Annotated in this window: 11 protein-coding genes; 2 read left to right on the top strand and 9 right to left on the bottom strand. The window is 45.4% G+C overall.

Going from position 1 to position 12301, the window contains the following annotated elements; translation table 11 throughout:
• Positions 1 to 112 precede the first annotated feature (112 nt).
• Positions 113 to 1774, top strand: coding sequence for an electron transfer flavoprotein-ubiquinone oxidoreductase (locus KHN79_RS17765; RefSeq protein ID WP_182009381.1), 1662 nt, complete (start codon positions 113 to 115; stop codon positions 1772 to 1774).
• 214 nt (positions 1775 to 1988) lie between these two features.
• On the top strand, positions 1989 to 2930 hold the full coding sequence (locus KHN79_RS17760; RefSeq protein ID WP_182009382.1) for a universal stress protein: 942 nt from the start codon (positions 1989 to 1991) through the stop codon (positions 2928 to 2930).
• Between the two features lie 196 nt (positions 2931 to 3126).
• On the opposite strand, the gene KHN79_RS17755 is transcribed toward KHN79_RS17760, so the two are convergent.
• The 9 genes from KHN79_RS17755 to KHN79_RS17715 all read right to left on the bottom strand — a co-directional run bounded on the left by KHN79_RS17755 (position 3127) and on the right by KHN79_RS17715 (position 11880).
• Positions 3127 to 3975: a FoF1 ATP synthase subunit gamma gene (locus KHN79_RS17755; protein ID WP_182009383.1), complete on the bottom strand. Its 849-nt coding sequence runs from the start codon at positions 3973 to 3975 to the stop codon at positions 3127 to 3129.
• Positions 3972 to 5471 carry a F0F1 ATP synthase subunit alpha gene (locus KHN79_RS17750; RefSeq protein ID WP_182009384.1) on the bottom strand — a complete coding sequence of 500 codons (1500 nt, stop codon included), beginning with the start codon at positions 5469 to 5471 and terminating at the stop codon, positions 3972 to 3974. The genes KHN79_RS17755 and KHN79_RS17750 overlap by 4 nt, the downstream gene beginning before the upstream one ends.
• Entirely contained in the window at positions 5458 to 6207 is a 750-nt protein-coding gene (locus KHN79_RS17745) for a F0F1 ATP synthase subunit delta (protein WP_182009385.1), read from the bottom strand. Before KHN79_RS17745 ends, KHN79_RS17750 begins: the two co-directional genes overlap by 14 nt.
• A 52-nt stretch (positions 6208 to 6259) precedes the next feature.
• Positions 6260 to 6526, bottom strand: a complete 267-nt coding sequence (gene atpE, locus KHN79_RS17740; protein ID WP_182009386.1) for an ATP synthase F0 subunit C — start codon at positions 6524 to 6526, stop codon at positions 6260 to 6262.
• Positions 6519 to 7160 (bottom strand): F0F1 ATP synthase subunit A, encoded by a 642-nt coding sequence (locus KHN79_RS17735; RefSeq protein ID WP_182009387.1) that lies wholly within the window; start codon positions 7158 to 7160, stop codon positions 6519 to 6521. Before KHN79_RS17735 ends, atpE begins: the two co-directional genes overlap by 8 nt.
• A gap of 53 nt (positions 7161 to 7213) precedes the next feature.
• Entirely contained in the window at positions 7214 to 7483 is a 270-nt protein-coding gene (locus tag KHN79_RS17730) for an AtpZ/AtpI family protein (protein ID WP_182009388.1), read from the bottom strand.
• A 4-nt stretch (positions 7484 to 7487) separates the two neighbouring features.
• Positions 7488 to 7892, bottom strand: a complete 405-nt coding sequence (locus KHN79_RS17725; RefSeq protein ID WP_182009389.1) for a F0F1 ATP synthase subunit epsilon — start codon at positions 7890 to 7892, stop codon at positions 7488 to 7490.
• Positions 7889 to 9274, bottom strand: coding sequence for a F0F1 ATP synthase subunit beta (atpD, locus tag KHN79_RS17720; protein WP_182009390.1), 1386 nt, complete (start codon positions 9272 to 9274; stop codon positions 7889 to 7891). The genes KHN79_RS17725 and atpD overlap by 4 nt, the downstream gene beginning before the upstream one ends.
• Positions 9275 to 9456: 182 nt before the next feature.
• Complete coding sequence (locus KHN79_RS17715) at positions 9457 to 11880, bottom strand: ATP-binding protein (protein WP_182009391.1); 2424 nt, start codon at positions 11878 to 11880, stop codon at positions 9457 to 9459.
• Positions 11881 to 12301 lie beyond the last annotated feature (421 nt).

Genomic DNA, 12301 nt, shown 5'->3' with positions numbered 1-12301 from the left:
ACTGGTTGAATACGCGTCCCCTATAACAACGCCAAAATCCGTTTACGTTAACTAAGCTATAGACATCAGTGAAGCATCACACAGATGAACTTGTAATTGAGGAAACAGACACATGGAACGAGAATGCATGGAGTTTGACGTGGTTATCGTCGGTGCCGGACCTGCGGGTTTAAGCACCGCTTGTCGGTTAGCTCAGCTCAATCAGCAGCGAGAAGAAGACCCGCTTTCTATTTGCTTGGTCGAGAAAGGTTCTGAAATCGGTGCACATATACTTTCCGGAGCCGTTTTTGAAACGAGAGCTTTGGACGAACTATTCCCTGAGTGGCAAACGATGGACGCTCCTGTAACAACCCACGTTAAAGACGATGCATTTCTCTATCTGACAACACCACTCAACCATATTCAAGTCCCCCATTTCCTTACACCGAAACCAATGCATAACGATGAAAACAACTATGTCATCAGTCTTGGAAACCTATGCCGCTGGTTGGCAAAACAGGCAGAAGAGCTCGGCGTAGAGATTTTTCCTGGCTTTGCAGCGGCAAGTATCAATTATGACCGAACCGGAGCTGTTACAGGGATCACCACGGGTGACATGGGGCTGGACAAAAACGGGCAAGCGAAAACCAACTTCGAAGCTGGAATTGAGCTTAAAGCAAAGTACACCGTGTTTTGCGAAGGCTGTCGCGGGCATCTGGGAAAAGAGCTGATTGAGAGATTTGATTTGGCTGCAGGTAAACAGCCGCAACACTATGCTCTAGGGATTAAAGAGATATGGCAGCTTTCAGAACGTTCAAGGGGGTTCGCCGGTAATGTTATTCACTCAGTTGGTTGGCCATTAAGTGAAACTAATACCACCGGCGGCGGATTTATCTACTATATGCAAGATCATCAAATTGCGGTCGGTTTAATTACTGATCTCAACTACGCCAATCCGTATTTAAGCCCATTTGACGAGTTCCAGCGTTTTAAGCATCATCCCGCGATAAAACAACACCTAGAAGGCGCACAACGGATCGCGTATGGCGCGAGAGCGATTACAAAAGGCGGTTTGTCTTCTCTGCCTAAACAGCAATTTCCCGGCGGACTTTTGATTGGCTGTGATGCGGGAACATTGAATGTCGCGAAAATTAAAGGCAGTCACACCGCAATGAAATCGGGTCTGTTGGCAGCCGAAGCGATTACAGATGCGTACTCAACATCGTTATCAGAACCCGATTACCAATCCCGGTTCAAAAAATCATGGCTCTATGATGAATTGATGGAAACGCGTAACTTCGGAGCAAACATTCACAAATTTGGTAGTCTGCTCGGTGGCACGCTTTCTACCTTTGAACATAATATGTGGCAACCTCTGTTTAAGAAGCCATTACCATGGAAAGTTCAAGATAAGTCGCATGACCACGAACAGCTTAAAACCATCGCAGAATGTCAGCCTATTACGTACCCTAAACCGGATGGTGTAATCAGTTTCGACAAACCTTCTTCGGTATTTTTGTCGGGTACGCAACATGAAGAGAATCAGCCATGTCATCTTGTACTGACCTTCCCACATATTCCGATAGACGTAAACCTAGGAATGTTTGATGAACCCAGCCAAAGATATTGCCCTGCTGGCGTTTACGAAGTGATTGAAGCCGAAGGAAAACCAAAGTTTCAAATCAATGCTTCGAACTGCGTACACTGTAAAACGTGTGATATCAAAGACCCATCGCAAAACATTACCTGGAAAACACCAGAAGGTGGCGGCGGGCCGAACTATCAGAATATGTAACTTATTAACACCATTTATATCAATCACAGTAAATAAGTGATCAGAAATAGCGCAGGAAAAACGCTTGAGAACAAGGCAAATTTGTTGCGATGACCGGAGACGGTGTCATTGAACAGTGGCCTCATTAAGTCTTTACCGACACATGCGCAGTTCACCGTTCTCTATGATACTTGACTATACTATTGGTGATTTCAATCATGCCTGAGGAGGTCCTATGAGCTTTCATCACCTACTGTTCCCTGTTGCCCCGGATCAACTTTTGGGTGACGACTTCAATGAAGTACTCCAGATTGCCGATGCCCAGTCGGCTAAGATTACTTTAGTTACGGTAATTGAAAAGCTTGAAGAGTTAAAGGAAATCGCTAAGTATTCCAACAAGGTGTTGAACTTGTTGGATGAGGCGACAACAACCGCCGAACAGGTTTTAGAAAAGCAAGCCCAAATTTTGAAAGCCAACTATCCAAATATTGAGTTTTCGATGATTGTCCGACTAGGGATCCCCTTTATTGAAATCATCAAGGTGGCTGAGGAGGTTCAGGCAGATATAATCGTGATTCATGCCCTCCGACAACATAAAGCCCAAGCTTGTCAGCGAGGCAGTACCACGCTCTATTTAATGCGTCAGTCAGCCTACCCGATCTGGTCCATCAGCACTCGTCAGTCACCTGTCCGCCGGATTGCAGTGGCTGTTGATGTCTCTTTTCTGGAGCAAGACGCGTTTAATGAGAAAATCTTGTCCCTTGCTTTTGAAATTGGTGCCTTAACCAGATCCGAGCTGATACTGTTACATGCTTGGAATATGGATCTTACTGGATTTTTCCAAAAATGGGGGAGTTTCCGTGACTTGGATGTTGATTTAATCTCACAAGAAATTCAATCAGAGCGGACCGAACGAATGAAATCACTAACAACACCGCATGACCATTTATCGGTGAAACACCAAATCAAACTATTGAAAGGTGACGCCAAAACGGTCATTCCTCAGTTTGTGATAGATAATTCAATCGATATGGTCATTATGGGCTCACTAGCACGAACCGGAGTTGCCGGATTTTTTATGGGACATACCGCAGAATCCATGATAGACAAGTTCGCCTGTTCTGTTCTTACCCTCAAACCTGATGAGTTTCATTCTCCGGTATTAGACAAAAAGTAAAATTGTACCGCTTCCCACTCTCAAATTGATCGATAAGTGTAACGGTTCTAAAGCGATAGAGGGGAAGAACTACATGGGGGAAAAGAACTGGCTGATATAACGGTGATTTCCACTATGTAAAAGCTATTGCCGCTAATAAAACACTTATTCAATACTCCTATCATCAATGTCATTAGGGTCTGTTTATCTTGTGTGGTTAATTTTCGTTGGAAAGGTCGACAGCCCCTACATTAAGTAAAATTACTTCAATTTCTTCGGTAATCTCTTCCCGACGTAATATGTTACATTGCTGGGTTAACTCATCCGCTATATTTTCTAGATGTTTCACCGCACCTTCAAGATGCATGATCCGATTGTGATTTTCTTCTAACAAAGATGAATAGAGTAATTTATGCAACGCCGCAAAAAGATACTGTTCAGCCACATCAAACAAAAAATCTGTCGGAGACAAGTTGAGTTCCGGAGGATATTGAAAACGTGGCGATTGTTGTGGTTGTTGCTGAAACGGTGGCAATAATCTTTTTGTGATAATCCCCTGCTCTCCACTATGATAAACACTATATAGACTCATCAACGGTTGCTGCTGTTGCAACTTTGAGAGTACCTGAACCAATTTATCGAGAACGGTAGGCACCTCTTCGACAACATTAGGACCATCTAACTGAGCATACACCTCTACATCGTCTTGTATTAAGTTATATAGCTTACGGCCAACAATGATTAAAATTGGTTTCAAAGAAAGGTTTAATGACTGCTCAATATGATACTTCGCCAACTCCTGGTTGAAATCACCACAGAATCCACGTTCAGAACCGATTAAGAGGTATACAGGGGTTACCTGAGATTCTTTTGGTTTCATCTCAGGATAGAAGCTCAAAAAGTCATTGGTCGCGGTACTAATAGCATCAAACACTCGATGTTGGGCATCCAGGAATGTACTCAGCTTATGAGTTTCCATATAAGCTAACATTTTCATGGCATCTAAAATTTTTATGATTTCTCTAAGATTATGATGATGATCCTGTAGATCCTGGCGGCGGGTCATGACGTTTCATCCGCATTTCTATTAGAAGACAACCAACTCGCTACCATTGAACTCCATGCCTCTCTGGGACTATCCAGAGTAAGGCTGCAACTCTCCACCTCCTGTTGAAGAATATCAAGAAGTGGCTGAACGTTTTGCCGTTCTATCCCTTTAAAATGTCCATCATTAAAAGCAACCAGCCATGCCAGTTGAAAGGTCTCTTGGAAAGGGGAAAATTGCTCCTGTTTGAGGATTTCTCTTAATACCAGACCGCGTTGAATCGCCTCTTCCATGGACGCTTCAAGACGTGCACCAAAACGGGTGAAACTCTCAAGCTCTAAAAACTGTAAATAGTTTAACTTCATGCTTCCAGCTTCCGCTTTGACTCTGGGGTGTTGAGCTTGTCCGCCAATACGAGAGACCGAACGGGCAATATCAATCGCCGGACGGAATCCTGCTGAAAACAACCCACGATCCAAATAGATCTGCCCGTCGGTAATCGATATCAGATTCGTCGGGATATAATCGGCGATTTCTCCCTGTTTAGTCTCAACGATAGGCAGCGCAGTCATGCTTCCTCCACCATGATACGGACTCAGGCAGGTAGTTCGCTCCAATAAGCTGGCATGCACTGAAAAAATATCACCAGGATAAGCTTCCCGCCCTGGCGGTCGACGAAGAAGCAGTGATAATTCTCGGTAAATTTTTGCATGTGTGCTGAGATCATCGTAAACAACGAGTGTATCGTGTCCCTGCTGCATCCAATACTCGGCAATAGCACAACCGGAGAAAGGCGCCAGATGCTGTAACCCCGGAAGACTGCTCGCTTCCGCAACCACTACGGTAGTGTATTCCAACGCACCAAACTCTCGTAATATCTCTATCGTCCTGGTAACTATAGAGCGCCTTTGCCCAATGAGCACATAGACACAACGCACATCTCTGTTTTTTTGGTTAATCACAGTATCAAGGGCAAGCGCGCTCCGACCTAAACCTTCATCACCGATAAGTAACTGTCTCTGACCTTTACCAATAGGGATTAACGTATCAATGATCTTTATCCCCGTATACAAAGGGGAATTTACAAAATCACGGGCGATAATTGGAGGCGACAATGTATCCAGACACTGCCATGCTGAAGGGATGGGCGGCGCTTCCCCATCATGGGGACTGCCTAAGGGATCAATGATCCGACCGAGTAATCTGTCACCCACAGGAACACTCAGCGGATGGTTGGAATGATGCACCGGGGTTCCAGCGGTCAGATTACTGGTTTCATGCAGCAGAACCGCACTGACCAAGCCTTCTGTCAGGTCAAACACCATGGCCTGACTACCATCCTCCATCGTCAAAATATCGTTCATCGCAGCCGAATGAAGCCCTGTGATCCTGACAATACCATCTCCAATAGAGAGCACTATTCCCCTCTCTTCAATACGCAACCCAGGCTTATAATGACTGAGCCATATTGCCTGTTGTGTCAGCGGGCTATTGAGTCCATCTTCATCGGGTAACATAGGCAAACTCCATGAATCCCTTTAAATCATCCCTTATATTGGCACGTAAACACCAAGCACCTATCGTGATACACAACCCAGCAATTAACTCGGGGTCCTCATCATACTGAACAGGGATTGATAACTGGCTGACTGCGGCCAGAGCCTCCTCTAATTCTTGACGCTTGTTTTCAGGTATTGGATAGGCGCTACTAATTTCAATGACTTCAGGTGAAACGCCCCAATGAAGTAATAAATTGGCTGCATGATCATGAGAAAGCGAGGATAAATCATCCAACAGGATATTCAGAAGCCGAGACTCTAGATCAGGTCCTGATGCCTTGCTAAGTAAGGTCTTAGCAAACCGGGCACTCTGCTGTAATGCCTGGTGTTCCTTCTCACGAATTACTTCCACGCGCTGGCGTGATTCAGCGACCTCAGCTTTTTTCTTTTCCTTTTCGATTGACTGCGTCAACAGCTCTAATCGAGACGTCCGCTCTGCGTCAATTTCCTTGTTCAACTCTTCTCTTGCTAACTGACACTGCTCTTGCCAGTTAGCCAGGCGATTCTCATATTCCTCTTTCAGTGCTGCGGATTCATCATTAAGGCGCTGGGATTCAGCAAGCTGCTCATCAATGCCGTCCTGGCGCTGAGTAATAACAGCCATGACAGGCTTAAACAGAAAGTGTTTGAGAATCCAGACCAACACCAAAAAGTTGATGATCTCCAGAACAAATGTAGACCAGCTAAACTCCAAAGCATTATTCCTCAATATTAGACAATCGCCATCACAGAATGGCTCCTGTCCCTTATTTTACAAGGTATTCAAGCAACGGATTACGGAACAACACAATCAGCACAATAACAAGTACATAGATGGCGAGTGACTCTATCATTGCCAACCCGATAAAAAGCGTCCGCGTAATAGACTTTTCAGCCTCTGGCTGACGTGCCAGCGCATCCATTGCCCGACTAACAGCCCAGCCCATAGCAATCGCTGGTAACATGACACCAATTGAAACACCGATAATGGCAGCAACAGTGGAAGTCAGAACAAAAGTTGATAATTCATGCATTAGTGTCTCCTTCTTGTTGCTGTTGTTGATATTGTAGGCTACCCGCGATGTAAATGAGGGCTAACATGCCGAAAATATAAGCCTGAACTAATGCTTCTATAACATGGAGCATTAAAATTGGAACTGGAGCCAAGAATCCTGCCACCATCAGAAACAGCAAAGCGGCCATTTCCAGACTCATCATGTTACCAAACAACCTCACCGCCAAAGCAATCGTACGAGTTACCTCACCAATAAGATGGAATGGCAACAGAATGGGGCTTGGTTTGAGGTAATGACTTAAATAACGTTTAACACCCAGTAGACTAATTCCAAACCAGTGTGAAGAAAGAAAAACAACGATGGCCAAGGCAGACGTAGCCGATAAATCACGCGTAGGGGAATGAACTCCCGGAATAAGACCACTTAGGTTAGCAATAACAAGAAATATCCAAAGACTACCAATAAACGGAATCAGGCGATTAACATGCTGCGGTGCGACTTCTTTAATCACATTTTCAATACTGGAAATGATCCCTTCGACCGCAGTCTGCACCAGTCCGGGTTTAATGCATAAATTCCGTGACAGCAACCAGGCAAGTAACCCGATTACAAACATAATTCCCCATGTTGTGACTACAGTGTTATCTATCATAATAATAGTCTCACCACTTTGGTGTTACCCAACCCCAGTTAAAATTCTTGGCGTTATTTCCGAATTAGAAAATAAGCATTCATCACCCCTGCTATCAGTCCGAGAAAAATAAAACTCATTGTCCAGCGTATTGAGTATCCTTCGATCATGCTATCTATCCAATGGCCGAGGTAGGCGCCCCCCACAACGGGTAACACAAACACTAACCCCAACGTCCCAAGGTAAATCGTTTGGCCGAGAAGCGTATACCGTTCTCGCTCTGCCTTCTTCATACGGCCAGCCTGATGCTCGATTTTCTTTTTTAAATCATCAAGTTTGGCCATAACACTAAATCATCTCTCTCTTACCGATTTCCCATAACCGCATCAATACCGCTTCCTCTATTTGATGAAGACTTTCTTTGAACGTCTGTAATTTTTGTTTTTCTGTAAGCAATTGTCGCTCCAGAGCTTGGCTTATACGACTATAGTCATCGTCCAACAAAAAACGATAGGTACATAATGTCAGTACGTTATTTTTAAAATATATCACCCCACCAGCGGCTGCCAGGTACTTCCAGTCACCATCACTAATGCGGTACTTCGCGATCCCAGTAGAAAGAACCGTCATAAAACGACTGTGATTTGCCTGTAACCCGAAGCTACCAGTTTGATCTTCTCCAACAAAAGAAGTGACATCCATAATCTCTTCAGTGTGAGTGGCATCCAGCAGATTAAGCACAAAACTACTCATCGTGGTTGCTTCTCCATACTCCCCTGCATATAGCAGTACTCTTCTGGTATTTCATCATAGTGACCAAGCAGAAAATGCTCACAATCCGTAATCGTATTCTCAAGCTGCACCGACACACCTGGCATTCCTGTATGTCCAGCCGTTGTCCAGAATGGCTGGGTCAGATAACGCTGAATCTTGCGGGCACGCATAATGATTTTGCGATCAGCCTGAGACAGCTCCCCCACGCCTAACATCGTGATAATATCTTCCAGCTCATGGTAACGAGCCAAATGTTCCCGCACCCCTTCAGCAACACTGTAATGGCGCGCCCCTAATGTATGACGATCCATTAGTTTATTAGTTGACTGCAAAACATCGACTGCCGGATAGATACCTTTACCAGCTTGCGCGCGGGACAACATAACTGTGCTATCAAGGTGACTAAGAATCGTACTGACTGCCGGATCTGTCATGTCATCGGCAGGGACATAAACGGCCTGTACCGAAGTGATCGTACCGTTATTAGTTGAAAGGATGCGGTCCTGCATTTCTGCTATATCTGTCGATAGTGTCGGTTGATAGCCTACGGTAGCGGGCATTCGTCCAAGTAAGCTTGATACTTCACTGCCTGCCTGAACAAAACGGAAAATATTATCCATAACAAACAGTACGTCTTTTTTCAGGGTTTCACGCAGGTATTCAGCGTACGTCAAAGCAGACAATCCAATCCGAAAACGAACCCCCGGAGACTCATCCATTTGGCCGAAAACCATCAATGTCTGTGGCAATACGCCTGCATCACGGATAGCGTGCCAAAGTTCATGGCCTTCACGTATTCGCTCCCCGACCCCGGAAAAAACAGATACTCCCTGGTGTAATGAAGCCATGGCGTGCATGAACTCCATAATTAATACTGTTTTGCCTACACCAGCCCCGCCAAGCAATCCTGTTTTCCCCCCCTCAATAAAAGGACAGAGAAGATCGATAACTTTAATTCCAGTTTCTAATACGTTTCCGACACCGACAGATTCATGGATTGGTACTGGAGCGCTATGGACATTACGAAACGTTGACGTTTTGAGTTCACTGCCACCATCCAACGGCTCACCAAAAACATTGAGTAGACGTCCAAGGCAATCAGGGGTTACAGGAATATGAAGAGAAGCGCCCGTATCATATACAGAGATCCCTCGATGCAAAGAGGAATTTTTATGTAAGATGATGGCGCGGATATGGCGTTTATCGAGATGTTGATGGACTTCAAACAAATAGGTTTCACCGGCAACATTGGCATATAAAGCCTGATGCAAGGAAGGCAACTTATCACAAGCAATCACAGTCACAGGACCATGTATCTCAGTAATCACACCAATAGGTATTTGTTCCCTTCCTGATTTCATCAATTATACCCCTGCTTAGGCATACCTGCTTTACGCAATTATATTTACGAAGAGAGCACCAACTTCAGTTTTTAGTATAGTGTTTAACTGATTAACTTGGGGTAACCAGGGAATGTATATCTTTCGTGGTGAGTTTTGTTCGAGATAAAAGCGTTGTTGTGGGTTACCGCCCCTACTCACAGTTAGAGATCATCAGAACCCTTTTTGGCACTGGGATCGTTGGCATGCCCGCCAAACTGTTGACGTAATTGCGTCAGCTCAGAGAGTCGCTTATGGATCTTGCCATTCACACTCATCTCCGGATACTTTTCGTTGACCGCCTCCCCAATAGGTAAGTCCGTGAGTAGCTCCATCGCCTGATCAACATGGTCAATCGCCCATATATGAAACCGGTTATCTCGGACAGCCTCACGGATATCGGAACGTAACATCAGATGAGCAATATTAGCCGCGGGAATAATCACACCATTATCTCCGTTAAACTCACGTGTCTGACAGATCTCAAAAAAGCCTTCTATTTTTTCATTGATACCGCCAACCGCCTCAATCAGACCATGTTGATTAATCGCTCCAGTAATGGCCACCGACTGTTTAAGCGGGATCTGACCAATGGCCGATAACAAACTGCATAGTTCCGCGGCAGAAGCGCTGTCTCCATCAACCCCGCCGTAAGACTGCTCAAAGGCCAGAGAAGCACTCAATGACAGTGGCTGGCTCTGTCCATAGCGCTCCCCTAAAAAACCGCTTAGAATCATCACCCCTTTAGAGTGAATTGAACCACCAAGATCAACCTCTCGCTCAATATCAAGTATCTTGCCGTCACCCAGTCTAATAGTCGATGTAATGCGCGAAGGCAGGCCAAAAGAATGGTCGCCAATTGCTACAATTGATAGCGCGTTGATCTGCCCCACCGCGACACCCTCGGTGTCGATTTTTCTAATCCCGCGCAACACACTTTCCTGTTGGCACTCTTTGACGTAGTTTACCCGGTGACGCTGCGCCGTCACAGCCGCTTCGACAGCCTCTGCTGTGATCACTTTTTCTTCACGCTTTTTAGACCAGTAATTCGTGTCGCGCAACAAATCCATTAGGGAACTCATATGCAGGGAGAGTTTATCCCGATCGGCCACCATCCGACTACTGTACTCAATTACCCTGGCAACCGCTTCTCGTGACAAAGGAAGTAACTTTTCTCGGCTCTGTACTGTCCTAATTAGCTGCGCATACAAACGTGTTGACGCTTCGTCTCGAGACAGCTCTTCCGAAAAATCGGCCTGAACCTTAAACAACAAGCTAAATTCCGGATCATAATGTTTGAGTAGATAGTACAACCGCCGATCACCACATAGCACTACTTTCAAATCCAACGGGACTACCTCGGGCTCGATTGTAGTGGTCGTGGCTAAACTCAGCATCTGCTCCAAAAACTGAATCCGAATTTTATTTGAACGTATCGCTCGCTTGAGTGAGTCCCAAAGTAAGGGACTGTTAACCAATCGAGCCGCGTCCAGAACCAGATAACCACCATTGGCACGATGTAGTGCACCAGCTTTAATCAACATGAAATTAGTATACAGCGTACCGGCATGACTGAGGTGCTCCACGCGCCCCAACAGATTCGCCACGGTCGGAGTGTCCTCATAGATCACCGGCCGCCCTTTAGTATCGCTGTTATCGACTAGCAAATTCACTTGATACTCAGTGAAATACTCCGTCACTTGATCGCTTTTATGTTCTTCTGACAAACTGTTCAGGACCTGTTGAAAGCGTTCAATATTGTCGATTAAGTTTTGCTTAAAGCTATACAGATAATCAATCACCGTCTGGTAAGCGCAAAACTTTTGCTCTAGATCCAAAAAAAGTTGGCTGATAGTGATGGCCACGGTATCCCGCTGAAGCTGTTTAATGGCCTGCTGATGTTGGCGATGCCAAAGTGGCATGTCCCGCGAGATTTGCTTGAGCTCCTGACGCAGTGCGTTGAGATCCGCTTCTATCTTAACCCGCTCCGTTTCCGGAAGTTCACGGAACTCCTCCTGACTTAATACTTTCCCGTCTCGTTCCGGCAGCAAAGTGTAACCGTTCTGGTTTTTCTGTAGAACGATATGGCGCTCTTGAGAGTGGGATTCAGCCGCTTGAAAAGCCCGATGACAACGCTCGGTGTACTCCGACTGTATAGCTTGTATTCGAGCCTGAAGATCATCACTCTGCATCGTTTCCGGGATCACCTGCACGAGGTACTCCATCAGGTTTTGCACGCTCTGTCGTAGCCGTCGCCCATCCCCGGCGCTAAGCTGCAATATCATCGGATTCTGCGGATGGTTGAAATTATTGACATAACACCAGTCAGCAGCAGGTGCACCCTGGGAAAGACTTAGCAGCACCCGCTCGATGAGGGTATGCTTGCCTAAACCAGTTGAACCGGTGACAAAAATATTGTATCCCGCGTGGGGCATATCGAGCCCAAAACTCAGGGCTTCCATTGCTCGATCCTGACCCAGTGGCTCGGCCAGCGTCGGTAACTCTTCGGTGGTATCAAAATTCAGCAAGCTGAGATCGCAGGCATGATAAAGCTGCACCTCCGTCAGAGCTAGACACTTCTTCTGCACGCGGTCACTCCTAGAGCCTTAAGCACGATAGCCTCTGTAAAATCCAGTGTAGTACAATTCCGCTACGTACACCCAGAGTTCAGAGTAAGCATGGTTGCTTAAATTGAAGTATGAAAAAACATCACCAGGAAACGCAGAAGGTGGCGGCGGGCCGAACTATCAGAATATGTAACTTATTAACACCATTTACTATTTATTGTCAGTAGTGGTCTAAGCTTTAAATACGATAAATGTTAATAGCAGAGTAATACCATTCTGGATAAGTAAGTGATCTACTTATTGCGCAGGGAAAATCGCTTAGAGCAAGGCATAGATTGCTGTAACTAGTTATTCTAATTGCAAAATCTATAACGCAGCTATCAGCTATTTTAACCAACAAGAAAGATCAGATACTTATGTAGATTGGTATAAAACCAGCCTC

Source organism: Vibrio sp. B1FLJ16, assembly GCF_905175385.1.
GTDB lineage: Bacteria > Pseudomonadota > Gammaproteobacteria > Enterobacterales > Vibrionaceae > Vibrio.
The sequence above is the reverse complement of the archived record's forward strand: the minus strand, read 5'-3'. Positions and strand labels throughout refer to the sequence as shown.

What these genes read in the sequence shown, in the direction of transcription:
- KHN79_RS17730 (WP_182009388.1), bottom strand. Translation starts at nt 7,483, where the DNA reads ATGGCCAAACTTGATGATTTAAAAAAGAAAATCGAGCATCAGGCTGGC.
- KHN79_RS17735 (WP_182009387.1), bottom strand. Translation starts at nt 7,160, where the DNA reads ATGATAGATAACACTGTAGTCACAACATGGGGAATTATGTTTGTAATC.
- KHN79_RS17760 (WP_182009382.1), top strand. Translation starts at nt 1,989, where the DNA reads ATGAGCTTTCATCACCTACTGTTCCCTGTTGCCCCGGATCAACTTTTG.
- KHN79_RS17725 (WP_182009389.1), bottom strand. Translation starts at nt 7,892, where the DNA reads ATGAGTAGTTTTGTGCTTAATCTGCTGGATGCCACTCACACTGAAGAG.
- KHN79_RS17750 (WP_182009384.1), bottom strand. Translation starts at nt 5,471, where the DNA reads ATGTTACCCGATGAAGATGGACTCAATAGCCCGCTGACACAACAGGCA.
- atpD (WP_182009390.1), bottom strand. Translation starts at nt 9,274, where the DNA reads ATGAAATCAGGAAGGGAACAAATACCTATTGGTGTGATTACTGAGATA.
- KHN79_RS17755 (WP_182009383.1), bottom strand. Translation starts at nt 3,975, where the DNA reads ATGACCCGCCGCCAGGATCTACAGGATCATCATCATAATCTTAGAGAA.
- atpE (WP_182009386.1), bottom strand. Translation starts at nt 6,526, where the DNA reads ATGCATGAATTATCAACTTTTGTTCTGACTTCCACTGTTGCTGCCATT.
- KHN79_RS17765 (WP_182009381.1), top strand. Translation starts at nt 113, where the DNA reads ATGGAACGAGAATGCATGGAGTTTGACGTGGTTATCGTCGGTGCCGGA.